Source organism: Arthrobacter sp. PM3 (assembly GCF_003352915.1).
Lineage (GTDB): Bacteria > Actinomycetota > Actinomycetes > Actinomycetales > Micrococcaceae > Arthrobacter.
In genome coordinates this window covers 105,855-130,325 of sequence record NZ_CP022314.1, presented here as the reverse complement: position 1 = coordinate 130,325, position 24,471 = coordinate 105,855, and the positions used below count along the sequence as shown (strand labels likewise).

The 24,471-nt window shown below is 64.2% G+C and carries 22 protein-coding genes; 19 read left to right on the top strand and 3 right to left on the bottom strand.

Translation table 11 applies throughout. The annotated features are described in order from the left end of the window. Nucleotides 1-168 precede the first annotated feature (168 nt). On the top strand, nt 169-2,022 hold the full coding sequence (locus CFN17_RS00610) for a 5'-nucleotidase C-terminal domain-containing protein (RefSeq protein ID WP_208749504.1): 1,854 nt from the start codon (nt 169-171) through the stop codon (nt 2,020-2,022). Nucleotides 2,023-2,137: 115 nt separating this feature from the next. Here the strand turns inward: CFN17_RS00610 and CFN17_RS00605 are convergent, their stop codons facing one another. Together CFN17_RS00605 and CFN17_RS00600 are read right to left on the bottom strand one after the other, a co-directional pair. After that, complete coding sequence (locus CFN17_RS00605; protein ID WP_208749497.1) at nt 2,138-2,626, bottom strand: aminoacyl-tRNA deacylase; 489 nt, start codon at nt 2,624-2,626, stop codon at nt 2,138-2,140. A 47-nt stretch (nt 2,627-2,673) separates the two neighbouring features. Then, nucleotides 2,674-3,873, bottom strand: coding sequence for an acetyl-CoA C-acetyltransferase (locus CFN17_RS00600; RefSeq protein WP_208749495.1), 1,200 nt, complete (start codon nt 3,871-3,873; stop codon nt 2,674-2,676). A gap of 441 nt (nt 3,874-4,314) precedes the next feature. Here CFN17_RS00600 and rpoB point away from each other — a divergent pair, with 441 nt between their 5' ends. The 7 genes from rpoB to CFN17_RS19845 all read left to right on the top strand — a co-directional run bounded on the left by rpoB (nt 4,315) and on the right by CFN17_RS19845 (nt 17,010). Continuing rightward, nucleotides 4,315-7,830 carry a DNA-directed RNA polymerase subunit beta gene (gene rpoB / locus CFN17_RS00595; protein ID WP_208749493.1) on the top strand — a complete coding sequence of 1,172 codons (3,516 nt, stop codon included), beginning with the start codon at nt 4,315-4,317 and terminating at the stop codon, nt 7,828-7,830. A gap of 103 nt (nt 7,831-7,933) precedes the next feature. Next, nucleotides 7,934-11,833 carry a DNA-directed RNA polymerase subunit beta' gene (locus tag CFN17_RS00590; protein WP_208749486.1) on the top strand — a complete coding sequence of 1,300 codons (3,900 nt, stop codon included), beginning with the start codon at nt 7,934-7,936 and terminating at the stop codon, nt 11,831-11,833. A gap of 434 nt (nt 11,834-12,267) precedes the next feature. Further along, nucleotides 12,268-12,642: a 30S ribosomal protein S12 gene (rpsL, locus tag CFN17_RS00585; RefSeq protein ID WP_003803830.1), complete on the top strand. Its 375-nt coding sequence runs from the start codon at nt 12,268-12,270 to the stop codon at nt 12,640-12,642. Nucleotide 12,643: 1 nt separating this feature from the next. Further along, nucleotides 12,644-13,114 (top strand): 30S ribosomal protein S7, encoded by a 471-nt coding sequence (gene rpsG / locus CFN17_RS00580; RefSeq protein ID WP_026531948.1) that lies wholly within the window; start codon nt 12,644-12,646, stop codon nt 13,112-13,114. A gap of 69 nt (nt 13,115-13,183) precedes the next feature. Further along, nucleotides 13,184-15,298 carry an elongation factor G gene (gene fusA / locus CFN17_RS00575; RefSeq protein ID WP_208749485.1) on the top strand — a complete coding sequence of 705 codons (2,115 nt, stop codon included), beginning with the start codon at nt 13,184-13,186 and terminating at the stop codon, nt 15,296-15,298. Nucleotides 15,299-15,562: 264 nt separating this feature from the next. Continuing rightward, the gene (gene tuf / locus CFN17_RS00570) at nt 15,563-16,753 is read left to right on the top strand and encodes an elongation factor Tu (RefSeq protein WP_138768567.1); all 1,191 of its coding nucleotides are present in this window, start codon (nt 15,563-15,565) and stop codon (nt 16,751-16,753) included. A 131-nt stretch (nt 16,754-16,884) separates the two neighbouring features. Further along, nucleotides 16,885-17,010, top strand: coding sequence for a hypothetical protein (locus tag CFN17_RS19845; protein WP_261792292.1), 126 nt, complete (start codon nt 16,885-16,887; stop codon nt 17,008-17,010). A gap of 4 nt (nt 17,011-17,014) precedes the next feature. Here CFN17_RS19845 and CFN17_RS00565 read toward each other — a convergent pair whose 3' ends face one another. Continuing rightward, nucleotides 17,015-18,439 carry a GH1 family beta-glucosidase gene (locus CFN17_RS00565; RefSeq protein ID WP_208749483.1) on the bottom strand — a complete coding sequence of 475 codons (1,425 nt, stop codon included), beginning with the start codon at nt 18,437-18,439 and terminating at the stop codon, nt 17,015-17,017. Nucleotides 18,440-18,847: 408 nt separating this feature from the next. Here CFN17_RS00565 and rpsJ point away from each other — a divergent pair, with 408 nt between their 5' ends. Genes rpsJ through rpsQ form a run of 11 tightly spaced genes read left to right on the top strand, consistent with a single transcriptional unit; the run spans nt 18,848 to nt 24,207 of the window. Further along, the gene (gene rpsJ, locus CFN17_RS00560; protein ID WP_003803825.1) at nt 18,848-19,156 is read left to right on the top strand and encodes a 30S ribosomal protein S10; all 309 of its coding nucleotides are present in this window, start codon (nt 18,848-18,850) and stop codon (nt 19,154-19,156) included. Between the two features lie 17 nt (nt 19,157-19,173). After that, the gene (rplC, locus tag CFN17_RS00555) at nt 19,174-19,824 is read left to right on the top strand and encodes a 50S ribosomal protein L3 (protein WP_208749481.1); all 651 of its coding nucleotides are present in this window, start codon (nt 19,174-19,176) and stop codon (nt 19,822-19,824) included. A 4-nt stretch (nt 19,825-19,828) separates the two neighbouring features. Further along, on the top strand, nt 19,829-20,449 hold the full coding sequence (gene rplD / locus CFN17_RS00550) for a 50S ribosomal protein L4 (RefSeq protein ID WP_208749479.1): 621 nt from the start codon (nt 19,829-19,831) through the stop codon (nt 20,447-20,449). Further along, nucleotides 20,446-20,751 (top strand): 50S ribosomal protein L23, encoded by a 306-nt coding sequence (rplW, locus tag CFN17_RS00545; RefSeq protein ID WP_018773664.1) that lies wholly within the window; start codon nt 20,446-20,448, stop codon nt 20,749-20,751. Before rplD ends, rplW begins: the two co-directional genes overlap by 4 nt. A 30-nt stretch (nt 20,752-20,781) precedes the next feature. After that, a complete protein-coding gene (rplB, locus tag CFN17_RS00540) occupies nt 20,782-21,621 on the top strand; it encodes a 50S ribosomal protein L2 (protein ID WP_091251982.1) in 840 nt (279 codons plus the stop codon). A 12-nt stretch (nt 21,622-21,633) separates the two neighbouring features. Next, nucleotides 21,634-21,915, top strand: a complete 282-nt coding sequence (gene rpsS / locus CFN17_RS00535) for a 30S ribosomal protein S19 (protein ID WP_208749476.1) — start codon at nt 21,634-21,636, stop codon at nt 21,913-21,915. Between the two features lie 38 nt (nt 21,916-21,953). Next, entirely contained in the window at nt 21,954-22,319 is a 366-nt protein-coding gene (rplV, locus tag CFN17_RS00530) for a 50S ribosomal protein L22 (RefSeq protein WP_003803798.1), read from the top strand. Further along, nucleotides 22,320-23,153, top strand: coding sequence for a 30S ribosomal protein S3 (gene rpsC / locus CFN17_RS00525; RefSeq protein ID WP_208749474.1), 834 nt, complete (start codon nt 22,320-22,322; stop codon nt 23,151-23,153). It begins immediately after the preceding gene. Next, nucleotides 23,154-23,570, top strand: coding sequence for a 50S ribosomal protein L16 (gene rplP / locus CFN17_RS00520; RefSeq protein WP_090950930.1), 417 nt, complete (start codon nt 23,154-23,156; stop codon nt 23,568-23,570). A gap of 2 nt (nt 23,571-23,572) precedes the next feature. Continuing rightward, nucleotides 23,573-23,902, top strand: a complete 330-nt coding sequence (rpmC, locus tag CFN17_RS20050; RefSeq protein ID WP_208749472.1) for a 50S ribosomal protein L29 — start codon at nt 23,573-23,575, stop codon at nt 23,900-23,902. Continuing rightward, nucleotides 23,899-24,207, top strand: coding sequence for a 30S ribosomal protein S17 (gene rpsQ, locus CFN17_RS00510; protein WP_208749471.1), 309 nt, complete (start codon nt 23,899-23,901; stop codon nt 24,205-24,207). The genes rpmC and rpsQ overlap by 4 nt, the downstream gene beginning before the upstream one ends. Nucleotides 24,208-24,471: the final 264 nt, after the last annotated feature.

Below are 24,471 nucleotides of genomic sequence, written 5' to 3'. Positions count from 1 at the left end.
GGCTGCGGTGCGGGTCCGGGAGCCCGCGGTGGGGGTCCGGCACCCCGCGGTGGACCATCCCCAAGGATTCACCCAAGATTTACTGATACCCCTATCGCACTTGCGGGGCCGTCCCTAGACTGTGGCTTTGTGCCCACCGGCCCCCAAGCGATCAGGAGCTCACCCATAATGACGGATCCACGCAATTCCCTCTCCCGCCGTGCCATGCTCACGGCAGCCCTCGTGGGCGGTGGCGCCGCCGCCGCCGCGCTGGCCGGAGCCCCGGCCGCGCAGGCCGGCGGCGAGCCATCAGGACAGGGACCGTCCGGCGCCAGGAAACAGTTCACGCTGACCGTGCTCGGCACCACCGATCTGCACAACAACGTCTTCAACTGGGACTATTTCAAAAACGTTGCCTACGCCGACACCGCCGGAAACAAGATCGGGATTGCCCAGGCCGCCACCCTCATTAACGCCGTGCGGGCCGAACGCGGAGCGGCGAACACCCTGACCATCGACGCTGGCGACACCATCCAAGGCACACCCCTGGCCTACTACTTCGCGAAGATCAACCCGATCTCGGCCGCGGTGAAACACCCCATGGCGCTGGCCATGAACACGATCGGCTACGACGCCGTGGGGCTCGGCAACCATGAGTTCAACTACGGCATCCCGCTCCTGCGCACCTGGGAAAGGCAGTTGGACTTCCCGCTTCTGGGCGCCAACGTCCACGACGCCGTCTCCGGCGCCCGGGCCTTCACCCCGTACGTGCTCAAGAAGGTCAAGACGGACAACGGATGGCTCACCGTGGGTCTTGTCGGGTTCGTGACGCCGGGCTGCGCCCTCTGGGACCGCGACAACGTCCAGGGCAAGCTCACCTTCAACGGGATCGTCGAAGAGGCCAAAACCGTCATCCCGCAGGTGAAGGCGGCCGGTGCGGACGTCGTGATCGTCACGAGCCACTCCGGGGCAACGCCGGGCTCCTCCTACGGCGACGCCCTGCCGTTCCCGGAGAACGCCTCCACCCAGCTGGCCGAGGAAGTCCCCGGCATCGACGCCATCCTGGTCGGGCACGCCCACCTGGAGATCCCCGAGCGCTTCGTGACCAACAAGGCCACCGGCAAACAGGTCCTCCTGACCGAGCCGCTCAAATGGGGCATGCGGGTCTCCGTCATGGACCTGGGGCTGGCCAAGGAAAACGGGCACTGGACCGTCACCTCGGCGCGTTCGCTCCTTTTGGACGCCAAGACCGTCGACGCCGATCCCGCCGTCGTCCGTGCCGTGCAGGCCGGGCACGAGGCCACCGTCCAGTACGTCAACAAGGTCATCGGAACCTCCACGGCCCCGCTCAGCACCGCCGCGGCCTGCTGGGAAGACTCCGCCGCGATCGACGCGATCAACTACGTCCAGGCCAGCACCATCAAGGCCGAGCTCGCCAACGGCCCCGCCGCCGGGCTGCCCGTGCTGTCCATCGCGGCGGCGTTCTCCCGCGCCGTGGACGTCAAGGCCGGCCCGCTGACCATCCGCGACGTCGCGGGCCTGTACATCTTCGACAACACCCTGCTCTCGGTCAAGGTCACCGGCGCCCAGGTCAGGGCCTACCTGGAGTGGTCCGCGCAGTACTTCAAGACGGTGACAACCGCCACGGCCAGGGCCCAGGACGTCACCAACGCCGTGACCGCCGTGGCGCCGAACGGCACGCCGGACTACAACTACGACGTCGTCTACGGTCTGGACGCCCCGCTGAACTACGAGATCGACCTCGCCCGGCCGGCGGGGGACCGGATCACCAACCTCAGCTACGCCGGCCAGCCGCTGCAGCCGGGGCAGGAATTCGCCCTGGCCATCAACAACTACCGGCAGAGCGGCGGCGGCAACTTCCCGGCCGTGAAGGACGCACCCGTCCTCTCCAACAGCCAGCAGGAGATCCGGCAGCGCATCATCGACTACGTCGTGGACCGCGGCACCTTGGACGTCGCCGTCTTCAGCCAGGCCAACTGGCGCCTCACCGTCAACGGGGCGCCGCTGACCGTCACGGCCTGAGCCCCGCCCTCTAAACAGCAACGCGGGGTCAGATCCGGCCCATCCGGAGCACCGGAATGGGCCGGATCTGACCCCGCGTTGGTTTTTAACCCGGCCGGGCTACCTCGCCCCCGGGCTAGGCCGGGTCGGTGATGTCCGCGACGATGGCGCCCAGGGCCGACGTCAGGGCGTCGGCATCCACGAACGCGCTGTAGCCGTGTTCGCCGGCGCCCATGGAGATCCGGCGGCCGCTGATGGTCAGATCGGCGTAGACCGGCCACGGGCGGGTACTGCCCAGCGGGGTGATGGTCCCGCGCTCGTACCCGGTAGCTTCGAAGGCGGTCTCCGCCGCGGGGAGCGAGAGCTTGTTGACCCCCAGCAGCGCCCGGAGCTTGGGCCAGGAGATCTGCCGGTCGCCCGGGATCAGGGCGAACAGGAAGCTGCCGTCCTTGTGCTTGACCACGAGCGATTTCACGATGTCCGCGGGCCGGATCCCAAGGATCGCGGCGGCCTCCTCGAGGCTGCGGGCGGCGAGCCGCTCCACGATCTCGACGTCGAGGCCCCGGGCCGCGGCGTCGGCCAGGAAACGCTCGCGGCCCCCGCCGGTTGTTGTCTGCTCTGCCATTGCTGCCATATCCCTCCGTGGAACGTCCGGACCGGCCGGCTGCCGGATCAGTCGCGGTACAGCAGCAGCGCCTCGCCCTGGCCGCCGCCGCCGCACAGGGACACCGCCGCCTTGCCGGTGCCCCGGCGCTTGAGCTCGTGCGCCGCGTGCAGGGCCAGCCGGGCGCCGGAAGCCCCGATCGGGTGGCCCAGGGCGATGGCCCCGCCGTGGATGTTGCACTGCTCCAGCGGGTAGTCGAGATCCTTCAGGGACTGCACCGCGACCGAGCCGAAGGCCTCGTTGATTTCGATGAAATCGAGATCGGCGACGGACCAGCCGGCCTTGTCCAGGGCGCTCTTGATCGCGTTGGAGGGCTGGGAGTGCAGCGAGTTGTCCGGCCCGGCGACCTGGCCGGGCTTGCCGACCACCGCGAGGTAGTCCAGGCCGTTGTCCTCGGCGAACTGCCGGCTGCTCAGCACCAGGGCGGCCGCACCGTCGGACAGGGGAGAGGAGTTGCCGGCCGTGATGGTCCCGTCCGTGACGAACGCCGCGCGCAGGCCCGACAGCGATTCGACCGTGGTGTCCGGCCGGACGCCCTCGTCGGCGGTGACCGCGATGGGGTCGCCCTTGCGCTGCTTGACGCTCATGGCGGCGATCTCGCCGTCGAACACGCCGTCCTTGGCGGCCCGGGCGGCGCGCTGGTGCGACTGGGCGGCGACTTCGTCCTGGGAGGTCCGGTCGATGCCGAGGGTGAGGTTTTTGCTCTCTGTCGACAGGCCCATGGACTGCCCGTCGAACGCGTCGGTCAGGCCGTCGTGCGCGGCGGCGTCGAGGGCCTGGACAGTGCCGTACGTCCAGCCCTGCCGGGAACCGGGCAGCACGTGCGGGGCGCGGGTCATGGACTCCTGCCCGCCGGCCACCACCACGGTGGCGTCCCCGCTGCGGATCATCCGGGCGGCGTCAATCACTGCGGTAAGGCCCGAGAGGCAGACCTTGTTGATGGTCACGGTGGGAACATTCCAGCCGATGCCGGCGCCGATGGCACTCTGGCGCGCCGGGTTCTGACCGGCCCCGGCCTGCAGCACCTGGCCCATGATCACGCTGTCCACCTGGTCGGACCGGACGCCGCTCGCGGCAAGGGCCGCGCGGATGGCATGGGTGCCAAGCTCGACGGCGGTGAAGCTGGCCAGCTGCCCGTTCAGGCGTCCCTGGGGCGTACGGGCGGCGGCGAGGATGACAACGTCGTTGTTGCCTGCAGGGTTGCTCATGGTCTTCTCTTCCGATCTGCTTTGACTTATGTCTACGTTATCGTGAGCCCCGTCACCTAGCCATTCAGGCCGGGAACCGGGGCCGGAATCGGGGCCGGAGCCGGCGCCCGGGCCGGGCGCCGGCGGGGCGGCGGCGGGGTGCCGGGGAAGTGCCGGCAGAATTTCGTGCTTGCAATCCCGCCGGAAGTGGGGTAGACAAGTAGGTTGCTTTGCCGTATCGTAGATATTTGCGTCTTCCCTGTTTACCTTCAGCCTTCATATAGCGGTGGGCTTAGCCTGGCAGCTGTTCCGTCACTGTGCCGTCAATAACGCGCACCAGCACGGACAGTGCAGGTCCCGGGTCATATAGCGGAACCGGACTGGTAGCACTGCGGAGTCATTCCGCAGGGTGCATAACGGGGGAGATCTGACAACGCCTGAAGGTCTGTGGAAGGATCCCTCTTGGTCGCCTCGAGCACCTCTAATGTAAACAACGCTACCGCTATCAATGCCGACAGCACCGACGGTGCAACCCGCCGGCTCTCATTCGCCAAGATTCACGAACCCCTTGATGTTCCGAATCTGCTCGCCCTGCAAACGGACAGCTTTGACTGGCTGGTCGGAAACGAACGCTGGCAGGCGCGCGTGGCGAAGGCCGTCGAAGAAGGCGACCTGAGCGTCGCCACCACCTCGGGTCTGTCCGACATCTTCGAAGAGATCTCCCCGATCGAGGACTTCCAGGGCACCATGTCCCTGAGCTTCTCCGAGCCGGAGTTCGCTGACCCCAAGTACACCATGGCCGAATGCAAGGACCGGGACGCAACGTACTCGGCTCCGCTGTATGTCAAGGCCGAATTCATGAACAACAACACGGGCGAAATCAAGCAGCAGACCGTGTTCATGGGTGACTTCCCGCTGATGACCGAGAAGGGCACCTTCGTCGTCAACGGCACCGAGCGTGTCGTTGTTTCCCAGCTGGTCCGCTCGCCGGGCGCCTACTTCGAGCGCACCGCCGACAAGACCAGCGACAAGGACATCTTCACCGCGAAGATCATCCCCTCCCGCGGCGCCTGGTTCGAACTCGAAATCGACAAGCGCGACCAGGTGGGCGTCCGCCTTGACCGCAAGCGCAAGCAGTCCGTCACCGTGCTGCTGAAGGCCCTCGGCTGGACCGAAGGCCAGATCCTCGAGGAATTCGGCCAGTACGACTCCATGCGCGCGACGCTGGAGAAGGACGCCACCGAGACCCGCGAAGACGCGTTGCTGGACATCTACCGGAAGCTGCGCCCGGGCGAGCCGCCCACCGTCGAGGCTGCCCAGTCCCTGCTGGACAACCTGTACTTCAACTCCAAGCGCTACGATCTGGCCAAGGTCGGCCGTTACAAGATCAACCGCAAGCTTGGCATCGACCGCTCCCTTGGCGACAAGGAAGCCTCGGTCCTGCACGTTGAAGACATCGTGGCCATGATCAAGTTCCTCGTCGCCCTGCACGCCGGCGAGAAGACCCTCATGGGCAAGCGCGACGGCCAGGAGCACGAGCTCCGCGTCGAGATCGATGACATCGACCACTTCGGCAACCGCCGCATCCGCGCCGTCGGCGAGCTCATCGAGAACCAGGTCCGCACCGGCCTGTCCCGCATGGAGCGCGTCGTCCGCGAACGCATGACGACCCAGGACGTCGAGGCCATCACGCCGCAGACCCTGATCAACATCCGTCCCGTCGTGGCAGCGATCAAGGAGTTCTTCGGAACCTCCCAGCTGTCCCAGTTCATGGACCAGAACAACCCGCTCTCGGGCCTGACCCACAAGCGCCGCCTGTCCGCGCTTGGCCCCGGCGGTCTGTCCCGTGACCGTGCCGGCATGGAAGTCCGTGACGTGCACCCGTCCCACTACGGACGTATGTGCCCCATCGAAACTCCTGAAGGCCCGAACATTGGTCTGATCGGTTCGCTGGCTTCCTACGGCCGCATCAACCCGTTCGGTTTCATCGAGACCCCGTACCGCACGGTGTCCGACGGCGTCGTCTCCGATGAGGTCAAGTACCTCACCGCCGACGACGAGGCCGAGGTCCTGATCGCCCAGGCCAACGCCCCGCTCGACGAGAACAAGCGTTTCGCCGAGGAGACCGTCCTGGTCCGTGCCCGCGGTGGTGGAGGCGAGCCCGTGCTGGTTCCCGCCGCCGACGTCGAGTTCATGGACGTTTCCCCGCGCCAGATGGTGTCCGTGGCAACCGCCCTGATCCCGTTCCTCGAGCATGACGATGCCAACCGTGCACTCATGGGTGCCAACATGCAGCGCCAGGCCGTGCCGCTGGTCCGTTCCGAGGCACCGTTCGTCGGTACCGGCATGGAGCGCGCCGCCGCCGTCGACGCCGGTGACGTTGTCATCGCGAAGAAGGCCGGTGTGGTCACCGAGGTCTCCGCTGAGCTGGTCATCATGCTCAACGACGACGGCACGGAAACCAACTACCGCATCAACAAGTTCGCCCGCTCCAACCAGGGCAACTGCTACAACCACCGGGTCCTGGTGAACGAAGGCCAGCGCCTGGAAGTCGGCGGCATCATCGCCGACGGCCCGGCAACGGACCAGGGCGAGCTCGCCCTCGGCAAGAACCTGCTCGTGGCATTCATGTCCTGGGAAGGCCACAACTTCGAGGACGCCATCATCCTGTCCCAGCGGATCGTGGCCGAGGACGTCCTGTCCTCGATCCACATCGAGGAGCACGAGATCGATGCCCGCGACACCAAGCTCGGTGCCGAGGAAATCACCCGTGACATCCCGAACGTGTCCGAGGAAGTCCTGGCGGGCCTGGACGAGCGCGGCATCATCCACATCGGTGCCGAGGTCGAAGCCGGCGACATCCTGGTCGGCAAGGTCACCCCGAAGGGTGAGACCGAACTGACTCCGGAAGAGCGCCTGCTGCGCGCCATCTTCGGTGAGAAGTCCCGCGAAGTGCGCGACACCTCCCTGAAGGTGCCGCACGGCGAGTCCGGCACCGTGATCGGTGTCCGCGTCTTCGACCGCGACAACGACGACGAGCTGCCCCCGGGCGTGAACCAGCTGGTGCGCGTCTACGTGGCCGCCAAGCGCAAGATCACCGACGGCGACAAGCTCGCCGGCCGCCACGGCAACAAGGGTGTTATCTCCAAGATCCTGCCCGTGGAGGACATGCCCTTCCTCGCCGACGGCACCCCCGTTGATATCGTCCTGAACCCGCTGGGTGTTCCGGGCCGTATGAACGTCGGCCAGGTGCTCGAAACGCACCTCGGCTGGGTTGCCAAGACCGGCTGGAAGATCGAAGGCGAGCCCGAATGGGTCAAGCAGCTGCCGAACCTGCCGCGCGAGAGTGGCCAGACCACTGTCGCAACGCCGGTCTTCGACGGTGCGCGTGAAGAGGAGATCACGGGCCTGCTCGACTCCACCAACGTCACCCGCGACGGCGACCGCCTGATCAACTCTTCCGGCAAGACCCGCCTGTTCGACGGCCGCTCCGGCGAACCGTTCCCGGATCCGATCTCGGTCGGCTACATGTACATCCTGAAGCTCCACCACCTGGTGGACGACAAGATCCACGCGCGCTCCACCGGCCCGTACTCCATGATCACGCAGCAGCCGCTGGGTGGTAAGGCACAGTTCGGCGGCCAGCGCTTCGGTGAAATGGAAGTGTGGGCGCTCGAAGCTTACGGCGCCGCGTACACCCTCCAGGAACTCCTCACGATCAAGTCGGATGATATCCACGGTCGCGTGAAGGTCTACGAAGCCATCGTCAAGGGCGAGAACATCCCGGAGCCGGGCGTTCCTGAGTCCTTCAAGGTCTTGATCAAGGAAATGCAGTCGCTGTGCCTGAACGTGGAAGTGCTTTCCACGGACGGAACCACAATTGAAATGCGTGACTCTGATGACGCAGTCTTCACGGCTGCGGAAGAACTGGGCATCGATCTGTCTCGTGCAGAGCCCAGTTCCGTAGAAGAGGTTTAGCAGGGCGTCCGACGGCGGATGGTTCCCATCCGCCGTCGGCCCCCTCCCTCTTCCCGTAACCCAAGACTTCAGAATTTAGAGAACAAGAGAGAACAGGGACCATATGTCCAGCGAATCCTCCTTCGGCCTCATGCAGATCGGCCTCGCCACCGCGGAAGACATCCGCGGCTGGTCGTACGGCGAGGTTAAGAAGCCGGAAACCATCAACTACCGCACGCTCAAGCCCGAGAAGGACGGCCTCTTCTGCGAGAAGATCTTCGGCCCGTCCCGCGACTGGGAATGCTACTGCGGCAAGTACAAGCGCGTGCGCTTCAAGGGCATCATCTGCGAGCGGTGTGGCGTTGAGGTCACCCGCGCCAAGGTGCGCCGTGAGCGCATGGGCCATATCGAACTGGCCGCCCCGGTCACGCACATCTGGTACTTCAAGGGTGTTCCCTCCCGCCTGGGCTACCTCCTTGACCTGGCACCGAAGGACCTTGAGAAGGTCATCTACTTCGCCGCCTACATGATCACGAGCGTCGACGCCGACAGCCGCCACGAAGAACTGCCCAACCTCCAGGTTGAGCACGACATCGAGAAGAAGCAGCTGATCGACAACCGCGACTCGGACATCGCCGCGATCGCCCGCGACCTCGAAAACGAGCTCGCCCGCCTCGAAGGTGAAGGCGCCAAGGCCGCCGACAAGAAGAAGGCCCGCGACTCCGCCGACCGCCAGATGGCAAACGTGCGCAAGCGTGCCGACGCCGACATCGAGCGCCTCGAGCAGGTCTGGGACCGTTTCAAGAACCTCAAGGTCGCCGACCTCGAAGGTGACGAGGGCCTGTACCGCGAGCTGCGGGACCGCTACGGCATGTACTTCGAGGGCTCCATGGGTGCCGAAGCCATCAAGAAGCGTCTTGAGAGCTTCGACATGCAGGCCGAGTCCGACATGCTGCGCGACGTCATCGCCAACGGCAAAGGCCAGCGCAAGACCCGCGCCCTGAAGCGGCTCAAGGTGGTCAACGCGTTCCTGACCACCAACAACAGCCCGCTCGGCATGGTGCTGGACGCCGTCCCGGTGATCCCGCCGGAACTGCGCCCGATGGTCCAGCTGGACGGTGGCCGCTTCGCGACCTCCGACCTCAACGACCTCTACCGCCGCGTGATCAACCGCAACAACCGCCTCAAGCGCCTGCTTGACCTCGGTGCCCCGGAGATCATCGTCAACAACGAGAAGCGCATGCTTCAGGAAGCTGTTGACAGCCTCTTCGACAACGGCCGCCGCGGCCGTCCGGTCACCGGACCGGGCAACCGTCCGTTGAAGTCCCTGAGCGACATGCTCAAGGGCAAGCAGGGCCGTTTCCGCCAGAACCTCCTCGGCAAGCGCGTCGACTACTCCGGCCGTTCGGTCATCGTCGTCGGCCCGCAGCTGAAGCTGCACCAGTGCGGCCTGCCCAAGCAGATGGCCCTGGAGCTCTTCAAGCCGTTCGTGATGAAGCGCCTGGTTGACCTCAACCACGCCCAGAACATCAAGTCGGCCAAGCGGATGGTGGAGCGCTACCGCCCGCAGGTCTGGGACGTCCTCGAAGAGATCATCACCGAGCACCCCGTGCTGCTGAACCGTGCACCTACCCTGCACCGCCTCGGCATCCAGGCGTTCGAGCCGCAGCTGGTTGAAGGCAAGGCAATCCAGCTTCACCCGCTGGTCTGTGGCGCCTTCAACGCCGACTTCGACGGCGACCAGATGGCAGTCCACCTGCCGCTGAGCCCCGAAGCCCAGGCCGAAGCCCGCATCCTGATGCTGTCCTCGAACAACATCCTGAAGCCCTCCGACGGCCGCCCGGTGACGCTGCCCTCGCAGGATATGATCATCGGCCTCTACCACCTGACCACCAAGCGTGTCGGTTCAGCTGGCGAGGGCCGGATCTTCTCCTCCGTGGCGGAAGCCATCATGGCGTTCGACCTGCACGAGCTGCACCTGAACTCCAAGGTCAAGATCCGCCTCGACGGCTTCGTGCCGTACGCCGGCTGGGAAGCCCCGGAGGGCTGGGAGCCCGGTCAGACCGCTTTGGTCGAGACCTCCCTCGGACAGGTCATCTTCAACCAGGCGCTGCCCGCGGACTACCCGTGGGTTGAGGCTGTTGCCGACAAGGGCGAGCTGTCCCGGATCGTCAACGACCTCGCCGAGCGTTACCCGAAGGTCGTCACCGCGGCAACGCTGGACAACCTGAAGGACGCCGGTTTCTACTGGGCCACCCGTTCGGGCGTCACGGTCGCCATCTCCGACATCGAGGTTCCGGCGTCCAAGCCGGAGCTCCTCGCCGGTTACGAGACCATGGCCGCCAAGATCCAGGGCCAGTACGACAAGGGCCTGATCGACGATGACGAGCGTCGCCAGGAACTGATCGAGATCTGGAACAAGGCAACCAACGAGATCGCCCAGGCGATGCGTGACAGCCTGTCCCCGATGAACACCATCAACCGCATGGTGTCCTCCGGTGCACGTGGTAACTGGATGCAGGTCCGCCAGATCGCGGGTATCCGTGGCCTGGTGGCCAACCCGAAGGGTGAAATCATCCCGCGTCCGATCAAGTCCTCCTACCGTGAGGGCCTGTCGGTGCTGGAATACTTCATCGCCACGCACGGTGCCCGTAAGGGTCTGGCCGACACCGCCCTGCGTACCGCCAACTCGGGTTACCTGACCCGTCGTCTGGTGGACGTCTCGCAGGACGTCATTGTCCGCGAAGAGGACTGCGGCACCGAGCGCGGCCTGATGACCGCGATCGCGGTGGCAGACTCCAACGGTGAGCTGGTCCTGGACGAGAACGTCGAGAACAGCGCCTACGCCCGCACCCTGGCCGTGGACGTCGTCGACGCCTCGGGCAAGGTCCTGGCCGCGGCCGGCACCGACTGCGGCGACGTCGTCATTGCCGAACTGTTCGCAGCCGGCATCACCGAGGTCAAGGTCCGCTCCGTGCTCACCTGTGAGTCCAGCGTCGGCACCTGCGCGCTCTGCTACGGCCGTTCGCTGGCCACGGGCAAGACCGTCGACATCGGTGAGGCCGTGGGCATCATCGCCGCACAGTCCATCGGTGAGCCGGGTACCCAGCTGACCATGCGTACGTTCCACACCGGTGGTGCTGTTTCCGCCGGCGGCGGCGACGACATCACCCAGGGTCTGCCCCGTATCCAGGAGCTCTTCGAAGCCCGTACTCCGAAGGGTGTCGCACCGATTGCTGAAGCAGCCGGCCGCGTCGCCATCGAAGAGTCCGAGCGCCAGATGCGCCTGGTCATCACCCCGGATGACGGATCCGAAGAGATCGCCTACCCGGTGCTGCGCCGTTCACGTCTCCTGATCGAAGACGGCGACCACGTCAGCGTCGGCCAGAAGCTCATCAACGGTCCGGTCGACCCCAAGCAGGTGCTGCGCATCATGGGTCCCCGTGCCGCGCAGAAGTTCCTGGTGGACGAGGTCCAGGGCGTGTACCGCAGCCAGGGCATCGGTATCCACGACAAGCACGTCGAGGTTATCGTCCGCCAGATGCTGCGCCGCGTCACGGTCATCGAGTCCGGTGAATCGGATCTGCTGCCCGGCGAGCTCGCCGAGCGCAGCCGCTTCGAAGAGGCCAACCGCCGTGTTGTGTCCGAGGGCAAGACGCCGGCTTCCGGCCGTCCCGAGCTCATGGGCATCACCAAGGCGTCCCTGGCGACCGAGTCCTGGCTGTCCGCTGCTTCCTTCCAGGAGACCACCCGCGTCCTGACGCAGGCGGCCATGGAAGGCAAGAGCGATCCGCTGCTCGGCCTCAAGGAAAACGTCATCATCGGTAAGCTCATCCCGGCCGGCACGGGTCTTCCGCGCTACACCGAGGTCACGGTGGAACCCACTGAGGAAGCAAAGGCCAACCTGTTCACCGGCCCCAGCGCATTCAGTGACTTCTCCTACGACACCCTGGGCGGCGACGGGGCTCCGGAGTTCCACGCCATCCCGCTGGATGACTACGATCTCGGCAGCGACTTCCGCTAACGGGCAGGGCGGGTTTCCGCCCTGACCTCTGGTCACCGGACCGGTCCCTCACCTCACGGTGGGGGACCGGTCCTGTTTAAGGGCCCGGGCCCGGCTTTTCCGCGCCGATTAAGGGCAGCGGGCCGCCCGTGGTAGACTGGAGACTAATTGTTATTGTGGCAGTGGATGAGTGCGCCGGTTTAGCCAGACAGCTTGCAGCTGAAGGCAGGACCAGGACGACGTTTCCGGTTTGCAGGGTTCTTGTGCAACGTATGCCACATTTTCGCATGCCTAGGGGCAGTTCGGGACGATTGTCCCCGGACCCCGGCGTGCGGTCCGACTATTAAGGCTTCGCCTCAGCTGCTCTGGAGAGAACTTCAAAGCTCGGGCGGCGAGGCGCAGCGACAAGAGAACGGCCGCCAACGGCCGTTCCGGATAAAACGGAGAACACGAGAGTGCCTACGATTAACCAGCTGGTCCGCAAGGGCCGCACGCCTAAGGTCTCCAAGACCAAGGCTCCCGCGCTTAAGGGCAGCCCGATGCGCCGCGGTGTTTGCACCCGCGTTTACACGACGACCCCGAAGAAGCCGAACTCGGCTCTGCGTAAGGTTGCACGTGTGCGCCTCAACGGTGGCATTGAAGTCACCGCTTACATCCCCGGTGTAGGCCACAACCTGCAGGAGCACTCCATTGTGCTCGTCCGCGGCGGCCGTGTGAAGGACCTTCCGGGTGTCCGCTACAAGATCGTCCGTGGCGCCCTCGATACCCAGGGTGTCAAGAACCGTAAGCAGGCCCGCAGCCGCTACGGCGCAAAGATGGAGAAGAAGTAATATGCCTCGCAAGGGTCCGGCCCCCAAGCGGCCGCTAGTTCTAGATCCCGTTTACGGCTCCCCGCTGGTCACCCAGCTCATCAACAAGGTGCTGGTTGACGGCAAGAAGTCCACCGCCGAGCGCATCGTTTACGGTGCCCTCGAAGGTGCTCGCGCCAAGTCCGGCGGCGACCCCGTTGCAGCCCTCAAGAAGGCCATGGACAACGTCAAGCCTTCCCTCGAGGTCCGCTCCCGCCGTGTCGGTGGCGCCACCTACCAGGTTCCGGTTGAGGTCAAGCCGGGTCGTTCGACGGCCCTCGCCCTCCGCTGGCTGGTCGGCTACTCCAAGGCCCGCCGCGAAAAGACCATGACCGAGCGCCTCCAGAACGAAATTCTGGACGCCTCCAACGGTCTGGGTGCCGCTGTGAAGCGTCGCGAAGACACCCACAAGATGGCCGAGTCCAACAAGGCCTTCGCACACTACCGCTGGTAATACTTCCCGGACGCCGCCGGCTCGCCAGAGCCGGCGGCGAACGTGCAGTCCATCCGAAAGGGAGACACCGTGGCACAGGACGTGCTTACCGACCTTAGCAAGGTCCGCAACATCGGCATCATGGCCCACATTGATGCCGGCAAGACCACCACTACCGAGCGCATCCTGTTCTACACGGGTGTGAACCACAAGATCGGCGAAACGCACGACGGCGCTTCGACGACTGACTGGATGGAACAGGAAAAGGAACGCGGCATCACCATCACGTCTGCCGCCGTGACCTGCTTCTGGGAAAACAACCAGATCAACATCATTGACACCCCCGGCCACGTTGACTTCACGGTCGAGGTTGAGCGCTCCCTGCGCGTCCTCGACGGTGCAGTTGCCGTGTTCGACGGCAAGGAAGGCGTGGAGCCGCAGTCCGAGACTGTTTGGCGCCAGGCTGACAAGTACAACGTTCCGCGCATCTGCTTCGTCAACAAGATGGACAAGCTCGGCGCTGACTTCTACTTCACCGTCGACACCATCATCGGCCGTCTCGGTGCCAAGCCGCTCGTCATGCAGCTGCCGATCGGCGCCGAGAACGACTTCATCGGCGTCGTTGACCTCCTCTACATGCGTTCGCTGGTCTGGCCCGGCGATGCCAAGGGTGACGTCACCATGGGTGCCAAGTACGAGATCCGCGAGATCCCGGCTGACCTCCAGGCCAAGGCTGAAGAGTACCGCGCGCAGCTCGTCGAGACTGTTGCCGAGTCCTCCGAAGAACTCATGGAGAAGTACCTCGAGGGCGAAGAGATCTCGATCGACGAGCTCAAGGCCGGCATCCGCAAGATGACGATCAACTCCGAGATCTACCCGGTCTTCTGTGGTTCCGCATTCAAGAACCGCGGCGTCCAGCCGATGCTCGATGCAGTTGTCGACTACCTGCCGAACCCCCTCGACGTCCCGCCGATGATCGGTCACGATCCCCGCGACGAAGAGAAGGAACTGACCCGCAAGCCTTCCGCTGATGAGCCGTTCTCCGCACTGGCCTTCAAGATCGCCGCGCACCCGTTCTTCGGCCAGCTCACCTTCATCCGCGTGTACTCCGGTCACGTGGAAGCAGGCGCCCAGGTGGTCAACTCCACCAAGGGCAAGAAGGAGCGCATCGGCAAGCTGTTCCAGATGCACGCCAACAAGGAAATGCCCGTCGAGGGCGCTACCGCCGGCCACATCTACGCAGCGATCGGCCTGAAGGACACCACCACCGGTGACACCCTGTGCGACTCGGCCAACCAGATCGTCCTCGAGTCCATGAGCTTCCCGGAGCCCGTGATCTCGGTTGCGATCGAGCCGAACACCAAGGGTGACCAGGAGAAGCTCTCCACGGCTATCCAGAAGCTCTCCGCTGAGGACCCGACCTTCCAGGTCTCCCTCAACGAAGACACCGGCCAGACCATCATCGCCGGCATGGGCGAGCTCCACCTGGACATCCTGGTGGACCGCATGCGCCGCGAATTCAAGGTCGAGGCCAACGTGGGCAAGCCGCAGGTTGCTTACCGCGAAACCATCAAGCGTGCCGTGGAGCGTCACGACTACACGCACAAGAAGCAGACCGGTGGTTCCGGCCAGTTCGCAAAGGTCCAGATCGCGATCGAGCCTCTGGACACCGCGGGCGGGGAACTGTACGAGTTCGAGAACAAGGTCACCGGTGGCCGCGTTCCGCGTGAGTACATTCCTTCCGTTGACGCCGGTATCCAGGATGCACTGAACGACGGCGTCCTGGCCGGTTACCCGGTTGTCGGCATCAAGGCGACGCTGATCGATGGCGCTTACCACGATGTTGACTCCTCGGAAATGGCGTTCAAGATCGCCGGCCGTATGGCTTTCAAGGAAGCCGCACGCAAGGCGAACCCTGTTCTGCTCGAACCGCTGATGGATGTCGAGGTCCGCACCCCTGAGGAATACATGGGTGATGTTATCGGTGACCTCAACTCCCGCCGTGGCCAGATGCAGTCCATGGAAGATGCCCAGGGCGTCAAGGTCATCCGCGCTCACGTCCCGCTGTCCGGCATGTTCGGCTACATCGGTGACCTGCGCTCGAAGACCCAGGGCCGCGCTGTGTACTCCATGACGTTCAACAGCTACGCCGAGGTCCCGAAGGCAGTTGCCGACGAGATCATCCAGAAGAGCCGCGGCGAGTAGTCCCCAGGGACCTCGCGCTGCAGCGAAACAACTCGGGTGCGTCTCCCAAGGGGGGATCACCTGGTGCAGGCGGCCGGATACCGGCCAGCTGCAGTCCGGCCAGGCCGGGCCGGCCGCCTGCACGAACAGGCTCTAGGCACTAGCTTTAGTTCCTGAATCTGCAATTTCACCAATCCAAAGCCCCCCAAGTAGACTTACTGGAGTTTCTGCCGCGACAAGCGCGGCCGAAGGGTAAGTCATTTGAAAACGTTCTAGGAGGAACCTGTGGCAAAGGCAAAGTTCGAGCGGACTAAGCCGCACGTTAACATCGGTACCATCGGTCACGTTGACCACGGTAAGACGACGCTGACGGCCGCCATTTCCAAGGTGCTGTACGACAAGTACCCCACCCTCAACGAGAAGCGTGACTTCGCGTCGATCGACTCTGCTCCGGAAGAGCGCCAGCGTGGTATTACCATCAACATCTCCCACGTTGAGTACCAGACCGAGAAGCGCCACTACGCACACGTGGACGCCCCGGGTCACGCTGACTACATCAAGAACATGATCACCGGCGCTGCCCAGATGGACGGTGCAATCCTCGTGGTTGCCGCCACCGACGGCCCGATGGCTCAGACCCGCGAGCACGTTCTGCTCGCCCGCCAGGTTGGTGTTCCCTACCTGCTGGTCGCGCTGAACAAGGCTGACATGGTTGAGGACGAGGAACTCCTCGACCTCGTCGAAATGGAAGTTCGTGAGCTCCTGAGCTCGCAGGGCTTCGATGGCGACAACGCCCCGGTCATCCGCGTCTCCGGCCTGAAGGCCCTCGAAGGCGACCCCGAGTGGGTCAAGTCCATCGAAGACCTCATGGAAGCTGTCGACGAGTCCGTTCCGGACCCCGTACGTGACCGTGACAAGCCCTTCCTGATGCCGATCGAAGACGTCTTCACGATCACCGGCCGTGGCACCGTTGTCACCGGCCGCGCCGAGCGTGGAACCCTCGCCATCAACTCCGAGGTCGAGATCGTCGGCATCCGCCCGGTCCAGAAGACCACGGTTACCGGTATCGAGATGTTCCACAAGCAACTCGACGAAGCATGGGCCGGCGAGAACTGTGGCCTCCTGCTCCGCGGTCTGAAGCGCGACGATGTCGAGCGTGGCCAGGTTGTCGTCAAGCCGGGTTCCATCACCCCGCACACCGACTTCGAGGCTAACGTCTACATCCTCTCCAAGGACGAAGGCGGACGTCACAACCCGTTCTACTCCAACTACCGCCCGCAGTTCTACTTCCGCACCACGGACGTCACCGGCGTTATCACCCTGCCGGAAGGCACGGAAATGGTTATGCCCGGCGACAACACTGAGATGACCGTTGCGCTCATCCAGCCGATCGCAATGGAAGAGGGCCTCGGCTTCGCTATCCGCGAAGGCGGCCGCACCGTTGGTTCGGGACGCGTCACCAAGATCATCAAGTAGTACTTGCTGATCATGGTTCTCCTGGCCGGCTGACGGCCACGGAAAACGAAGGAACAGCCCCGCTGCACGCGCAGCGGGGCTGTTCCTTTTAAGTTCCTGATACCTTTGCAGGTAGGGGAAAGGAGCTCATCGTGGGCTGGTTCATTTTTCTGCTGCTCGCCGTCGCGGCCGTCGTCGCCTATTTCTGGGTGAAGAAGCACTTCCGCCAGGAGATCGAGCGCGCCAAGCGCATCAACAGGGCAAACCGCAACCAATAGGCTCTCAGGCCCCCCGGGCCCGCGCCAGGGCCTGGTACCAGTAGTAGGAGTCCTTCGGTGTGCGGCGCTGAGTGGTGAAGTCCACATGCACCAGGCCGAAGCGCTGCGAGTAGCCGGCTGCCCACTCGAAGTTGTCCATGAGCGTCCAGACGTAATAGCCGAGCAGGTCGACGCCGTGGGCCACGCCGCCGGGCGCGGTTGCCGTCACCGCCTGATCCAGATGCGCGGCGAGATAGCTGATCCGGCCGGCGTCCGGCAGGGGACCGGTGACATGCTCCGGTTCCGGGAAGCTCGCCCCGCTCTCGGTGATGTACAGCGGCGGCAGCGACGCGCCATACCGGTCCTTCAGCTCCCGCAGCAGGATGCCCAGATGCTCCGGGGCGACCGGCCAGCCGAAACCCGTGAGCGCGTACTCGGGGAACCCGGCCATGTGGAACGGCAGCTTCAGCATCGCTTCGGCGGTCCCGGACAGGCTGTCGACGCCGCGGCCCGTCGCCACCCTGACGGGGTAGTAGTAATTCAGGCCGTAGAAGTCCAGCGGCTGGTGGATGACGGCCAGGTCCGCGTCCGGGATACTCCGGAGCGACCGGAACCACGGCCGGGCGATCAGCGGCGTTTTCGGAAAGCGGCCCAGTAGGATCGGATCTGCGTAGAGCCGGTTCAGCATGACGTCGAACACCCGGGCGAGCAGCCGGTCGCTGGCCGAGCCGGACGCGGGACGGACCGGGGAGTGCAGGTTCGTGACGCCGACGGCGCCGCTGACGCCCGCCGCCCGCAGTGCCTGCACCGCCAGGCCGTGGGCAAGGAGCTGGTGGTGCACTGACGGCATGGCGCCGAACAGCAGGTCACGGCCCGGCGCATGGGTGCCGAGGGCGTAGCCGTTGAGGGTGACCGAGGCGGGCTCGTTCAGGGTGACCCATTGCGCCACGCGGTCGCCGAGCCGCTTCGCCGCGGCAGCGCTGTACTCGGCGAACCGTTCCGCCGTCGTGCGGTTCATCCACCCGCCCCGGTGCTCCAGGGGGAGCGGCGTATCCCAGTGGTAGAGGGTTGCCATGGGCGATATGCCGGCGGCGAGCAACTGGTCGATGAGGCGGTCGTAGAAGTCCAGGCCGGCCGCGTTGACCGGGCCCGCCCCTGCCGGCTGAACCCGCGGCCAGGAGATCGAGAACCGGTAGGAGTCGATCCCGAGCTCGCGCATGAGCCCGATGTCTTCCGCGGCCCGGTTATAGTGGTCACAGGCCACGGCGGGGGAGTGCCCGTGCAGGATGTTCCCCGGCTTTTCGGCAAAGGCGTCCCAGCCCGAGGGCCCGCGCCCGCCGGCGGCGAGGCTGCCCTCGATCTGGAAGGCCGCGGAGGCAACCCCCAGGACAAACCCGGGTCTCAGGCGTGCGGCCAGGGCCTGAACTGCCACGGCGTCCTGCACAGTCATGCCCCTATCATGCATAAGCAGGGGACCGGGGACAATGACCGCCGGCGCGGTGATTGCAGTGACTGGAGAGGCTGATTCGCTTCTGCCCGCAAATTCCGGCATACTAGTTGAGTTGTTCAAGCGCTCTTTCGCGTCCCGATCCGGATAATGCCGGGTGTCAGGGTCCAGGGAAGAGACCAAACATAACCCACTCCCCAAGGAATTGCGGACGTGTGCGCGTGAAAGTCGCGACACGCCCGACCGCGGGGGTCGGTTGCGGCGGCAGGTTGAGGAACCCGGAATTTTCCGGATTCAGCTTGTGCGGCGGGTGGTAGTCACGACTTTGAATGCTTCGGCAGCCACACAACACGTAAGTGAACAGGGCAGCCCCAATCAGGGGAAGCACAGACTGAAAGAGAGTCAGGCGACATGGCGGGACAAAAAATCCGCATCCGGCTGAAGTCATACGACCACGAGGTCATTGACGTTTCAGCACGGAAGATCGTTGAGACGGTCACGCGCGCAGGCGCAACGGTAGTGGGCCCCGTGCCGCTGCCGACGGAGAAGAACGTGTACTGCGTTATCCGCTCTCCGCACAAGTACAAGGACAGCCGCGAGCACTTCGAAATGCGCACGCACAAGCGTCTGATCGACATCATCGACCCCACGCCCAAGGCTGTTGACTCGCTCATGCGTCTCGACCTGCCGGCCGACGTGAACATCGAAATCAAGCTGTAGGGAGGTGCTGAGAGACTATGACCGCAACCCGTAACGTAAAGGGCCTGCTGGGCACGAAGCTCGGCATGACCCAGGTCTGGGACGAGAACAACAAGCTCATCCCCGTCACTGTGGTCCAGGCAGACTCGAACGTCATCACGCAGCTGCGCAACGCAGACACTGATGGCTATGTCGCCGTTCAGATCGGCTACGGCCAGATCGATCCCCGCAAGGTCACCAAGCCGCTGGCTGGTCACTTTGAAAAGGCAGGCGTCACGCCTCGCCGTCACGTCGTCGAACTCCGTACCGCAGATGCTGCCGAGTACGAGCTGGGCCAGGAACTCTCCGTTGAGCTGTTCGAGGCCGGCCAGAAGATCGACGTCGTTGGCACCACCAAGGGTAAGGGCTTCGCCGGTGTTATGAAGCGTCACGGCTTCTCCGGTGTCGGCGCTTCCCACGGTGCCCACAAGAACCACCGTAAGCCCGGTTCAATCGGTGGCGCATCCACCCCGAGCCGCGTCTTCAAGGGCATGAAAATGGCCGGCCGCATGGGCGCCGTTCGTCACACCACGCTGAACCTCACGGTCCACGCGGTTGACGTCGAGAAGTCGCTGCTCCTGATCAAGGGTGCCGTTCCCGGTGCCCGCGGCCAGGTCGTACTCGTACGCACCGCCGTGAAGGGAGCCTAGTTCAATGACTAGCACTGTCAAGGTTGACCTGCCTGCAGAGATCTTCGACGTTCAGACCAACGTGCCGCTGCTGCACCAGGTTGTCGTCGCCCAGCTCGCTGCTGCTCGCCAGGGTACCCACAAGACCAAGACCCGCGCCGAAGTTTCCGGCGCAGGCCGCAAGCCGTTCAAGCAGAAGGGCACCGGCCGCGCCCGTCAGGGTTCCATCCGTGCTCCTCACATGACCGGCGGTGGCGTTGTCCACGGCCCGACGCCGCGTGACTACGCCCAGCGGACCCCCAAGAAGATGATTGCTGCTGCACTGCGCGGCGCACTCTCGGACCGCGCCCGCAACGGCCGCGTCCACGTCGTTGCTGAACTGGTTGCCGGCTCGAAGCCGTCCTCCAAGGAAGCACTGGCAACCCTGCGCGGAGTTTCCGAGCGCAAGAACCTGCTCGTTGTCATTGAGCGCGCCAACGATGTTGCGGCACTGTCCGTGCGCAACCTCGAGGAAGTTCACGTTCTGTACGCAGACCAGCTGAACACCTACGACGTTCTCGTTTCCGACGACGTAGTCTTCACCAAGGCTGCCTACGAAGCATTCGTTGCTGACAAGGTCGCAAAGAACGAGGAGGATGCCAAGTGAGCGCAGCCACCATCAAAGACCCGCGCGACGTCGTGCTTGCACCCGTCGTCTCGGAAAAGAGCTACGGCCTGATCGACGAGGGCAAGTACACCTTCCTGGTGGACCCCCGCTCGAACAAGACCGAGATCAAGCTGGCCGTGGAGAAGATCTTCTCCGTCAAGGTCGAATCGATCAACACCATCAACCGTGCCGGTAAGCGCAAGCGGACCAAATTCGGCTGGGGCACCCGCAAGAACACCAAGCGTGCCATTGTGAGCCTCAAAGAAGGCACTATCGACATCTTCGGCGGTCCGCTTTCCTAAGCGGAGACCACTTTAACGAGGAAATAAATTATGGGAATCCGTAAATACAAGCCGACTACCCCGGGCCGTCGTGGCTCGAGCGTAGCGGACTTCACTGAAATCACGCGGTCGACGCCGGAAAAGTCGTTGGTTCGTCCCCTCCCGAAAAAGGGTGGCCGTAACAACACCGGTAAGATCACGACCCGTCACAAGGGTGGTGGACACAAGCGCCAGTACCGTCTGATCGACTTCCGTCGCCACGACAAGGACGGCGTCAACGCCCGCGTTGCCGAAATCGAGTACGACCCCAACCGTACGGCTCGTATCGCCCTGCTGCACTACGTTGATGGCACCAAGCGTTACATCATCGCCCCGAACAAGCTGTCCCAGGGCGACTTCGTAGAGGCCGGCGCCGACGCTGACATCAAGCCCGGCAACAACCTGCCCCTGCGCAACATCCCCGTCGGTACCGTTATCCACGCAGTCGAACTGCGCCCGGGTGGCGGCGCCAAGATGGCCCGTTCCGCCGGTGCTTCGGTTCAGCTCGTCGCCAAGGAAGGCCGCTTCGCCCAGTTGCGTCTGCCCTCCGGCGAAATCCGCAACGTTGACGTGCGCTGCCGCGCAACCGTCGGCGAGGTCGGCAACGCCGAGCAGTCGAACATCAACTGGGGCAAGGCCGGCCGTATGCGGTGGAAGGGCGTTCGCCCGACCGTCCGTGGTGTCGCCATGAACCCGGTTGACCACCCGCACGGTGGTGGTGAAGGTAAGACCTCCGGTGGTCGTCACCCGGTCAACCCCAACGGTAAGCCTGAAGGCCGTACCCGCCGCCCCAACAAAGAGAGCGACAAGCTTATTGTTCGTCGCCGTCGTACTGGCAAGAACAAGCGATAGGAGCCTGGACACATGCCACGCAGCCTGAAAAAAGGTCCTTTCGTTGACCAGCACCTCTTTGTGAAGGTAGCCAGGGAAAACGAAAAGGGCACCCACAACGTCATCAAGACCTGGTCCCGCCGTTCGATGATCGTCCCCGACATGCTCGGCCACACGATCGCCGTGCACGACGGACGCAAGCACATCCCGGTGTTTGTCACTGAGTCGATGGTCGGGCACAAGCTCGGCGAATTCGCTCCCACGCGGACTTTCCGCGGCCATGTCAAGGACGACCGTAAGGGCAAGCGCCGCTAGGCGCCTGCACTTACGTCAAAGACGAGAGAAGGAAAGCAATGGAAGCCAAGGCAATTGCGCGTCACATCCGCGTAACGCCTATGAAGGCCCGGCGCGTCGTCAACCTTGTTCGTGGAAAGCAAGCGAATGAGGCTCTGGCAATTCTGAAGTTTGCCCCCCAGGCAGCTTCGGAGCCGGTATTCAAGGTAGTTCAGTCGGCAATCTCCAACGCCCGGGTCCTCGCGGACCGCGACGGCGTGGCGTTTGACGAAGGTGACCTCATCATCAGCGAAGCGTTTGTTGATGAAGGCCCGACCATGAAGCGGTTCCAGCCGCGCGCTCAGGGTCGTGCATTTCAGATCAAGAAGCGCACGAGCCACATCACCGTGGTAGTCGCTACCCCGGAGAAAGAGGAGGCTCGCTAAGTGGGACAGAAAGTAAACCCGCACGGGTTCCGACTCGGCATCACCACCGATCACGTATCGCACTGGTTTGCTGACAGCACCAAGTCGGGCCAGCGCTACAAGGACTTCGTCCGCGAAGACATCCGCATCCGCCAGCTCATGTCCACGGGCATGGAGCGCGCCGGCATCGCCAAGGTTGAGATCGAGCGCACCCGCGACCGCGTCCGCGTGGACATCCACACGGCACGTCCGGGTATCGTTATCGGCCGCCGCGGCGCCGAGGCCGACCGCATCCGCGGCGAGCTCGAAAAGCTCACCGGCAAGCAGGTCCAGCTGAACATCCTCGAGGTCAAGAACCCCGAGATGGAAGCCCAGCTTGTTGCCCAGGGCGTTGCCGAGCAGCTGACTTCCCGCGTGGCATTCCGCCGCGCGATGAAGAAGGCCATGCAGTCCGCACAGCGTGCCGGTGCCAAGGGTATCCGTATCGCTTGCTCGGGCCGTCTGGGTGGCGCTGAAATGTCCCGCTCGGAGTTCTACCGCGAAGGCCGTGTGCCCCTGCACACCCTCCGCGCGAACATCGACTACGGCTTCTACGAGGCCAAGACCACCTTCGGCCGCATCGGCGTGAAGGTCTGGATCTACAAGGGCGACGTCACCGCCAAGGAACTGGCTCAGCAGGCTGCTGCTGCTCCGTCCCGCGGCCGTGCCGGCGACCGCCCGGGCCGCCCGGGTGGCGCCGACCGTGGTGACCGCCGTCGTCGTAACGACCGCCCGGCAGCTGAGGCAGCACCCGCTGCAGCCGAAGCTCCGGCAGCTGAGGCGGCTCCTGCCGCTGTAGAAGGAGGACAGGCTTAAATGCTTATCCCACGTCGAGTCAAGCACCGCAAGCAGCACCACCCGGGTCGTTCCGGCGCTGCAACGGGCGGCACCCAGGTCTCCTTCGGTGAGTGGGGCATCCAGGCTCTGAGCCCGGCCTACGTCACGAACCGTCAGATCGAGTCTGCCCGTATCGCGATGACCCGCCACATCAAGCGTGGCGGTAAGGTCTGGATCAACATTTACCCGGACCGTCCGCTGACCAAGAAGCCGGCCGAAACCCGTATGGGTTCCGGTAAGGGTTCGCCGGAATGGTGGGTCTCAAACGTCAAGCCGGGCCGGGTTCTTTTCGAACTCTCCGGTGTTAATGAAGAGGTAGCTCGCGAGGCCCTGCGCCTGGCAATCCACAAGCTGCCGTTGAAGGCACGCATTGTGCGTCGCGAAGGTGGTGAGTAGAAATGGCAGTAGGGTCGAAGGATCTCGCACCCGCACAGCTGGACGGTTTCGACAACGAGCGTCTCGTTGAAGAACTCCGCAAGTCCAAGGAAGAGCTGTTCAACCTGCGTTTCCAGTCCGCCACCGGCCAGCTGGAGAACCACGGTCGCCTGCGCGCGGTAAAGAAGGACATCGCACGCATCTACACCGTTCTCCGCGAACGCGAGCTGGGCATTCGTGCCGAGGTTGCCGCACCGGTTGTGGAAGCCAAGGAAGAGAAGAAGTCCAAGAAGGCTGCAACCAAGAAGGCCGAAAAGGCTGAGCCGGTTGAAACCGAGGAGGACGCAAAGTGACTGAAAAGGACGAGAACGTGACGGAAACTGTTTCCGACGCAGCCAAGGCTGACGAGCGCGGTTACCGTAAGACGAAGCGCGGCTACGTCGTCTCGGACAAGATGGAGAAGACCATCGTTGTCCAGGTCGAAGACCGCGTGAAGCACGCCCTCTACGGCAAGGTCATCCGCCGTAACGCCAAGATCAAGGCTCACGACGAAGAGAACAGCGCCGGCATCGGCGACCTCGTGCTCCTCGCCGAGACCCGCCCGCTGTCCGCTACCAAGCGGTGGCGCCTGGTGGAGATCCTCGAGAAGGCCAAGTAACACCTGCAGCGCTGCTGCAAGAGCAACCCCCGTTCCCTGCTGGGAGCGGGGGTTGCTCCGTTAAGGGCGGCCGCAGCCGGGGGACCGACGCTCCCTCACCTTTCGCCGTTTTTTGGGCGACGCTCCCTCGCCTTTCGCGGATGTTTGGGCGACGCTCCCTCACCTCCAGACGGAATGCCCACATGAACTGAGGGAGCGATTGCCAAAAGGGCGCAGGAGGTGAGGGAGCGTTCCTAACCGTGCGTTGCCGTCGCTTTGCCGCAG

Bases quoted from the DNA above. Each gene is read 5' to 3' on its own strand.
- CFN17_RS00610 (WP_208749504.1), top strand. From the start codon at position 169: ATGACGGATCCACGCAATTCCCTCTCCCGCCGTGCCATGCTCACGGCA.
- CFN17_RS00605 (WP_208749497.1), bottom strand. From the start codon at position 2,626: ATGGCAGAGCAGACAACAACCGGCGGGGGCCGCGAGCGTTTCCTGGCC.
- CFN17_RS00600 (WP_208749495.1), bottom strand. From the start codon at position 3,873: ATGAGCAACCCTGCAGGCAACAACGACGTTGTCATCCTCGCCGCCGCC.
- CFN17_RS00590 (WP_208749486.1), top strand. From the start codon at position 7,934: ATGTCCAGCGAATCCTCCTTCGGCCTCATGCAGATCGGCCTCGCCACC.
- rpsG (WP_026531948.1), top strand. From the start codon at position 12,644: ATGCCTCGCAAGGGTCCGGCCCCCAAGCGGCCGCTAGTTCTAGATCCC.
- CFN17_RS00565 (WP_208749483.1), bottom strand. From the start codon at position 18,439: ATGACTGTGCAGGACGCCGTGGCAGTTCAGGCCCTGGCCGCACGCCTG.
- rpsJ (WP_003803825.1), top strand. From the start codon at position 18,848: ATGGCGGGACAAAAAATCCGCATCCGGCTGAAGTCATACGACCACGAG.
- rplC (WP_208749481.1), top strand. From the start codon at position 19,174: ATGACCGCAACCCGTAACGTAAAGGGCCTGCTGGGCACGAAGCTCGGC.
- rplD (WP_208749479.1), top strand. From the start codon at position 19,829: ATGACTAGCACTGTCAAGGTTGACCTGCCTGCAGAGATCTTCGACGTT.
- rplB (WP_091251982.1), top strand. From the start codon at position 20,782: ATGGGAATCCGTAAATACAAGCCGACTACCCCGGGCCGTCGTGGCTCG.
- rpsS (WP_208749476.1), top strand. From the start codon at position 21,634: ATGCCACGCAGCCTGAAAAAAGGTCCTTTCGTTGACCAGCACCTCTTT.
- rplV (WP_003803798.1), top strand. From the start codon at position 21,954: ATGGAAGCCAAGGCAATTGCGCGTCACATCCGCGTAACGCCTATGAAG.
- rplP (WP_090950930.1), top strand. From the start codon at position 23,154: ATGCTTATCCCACGTCGAGTCAAGCACCGCAAGCAGCACCACCCGGGT.
- rpmC (WP_208749472.1), top strand. From the start codon at position 23,573: ATGGCAGTAGGGTCGAAGGATCTCGCACCCGCACAGCTGGACGGTTTC.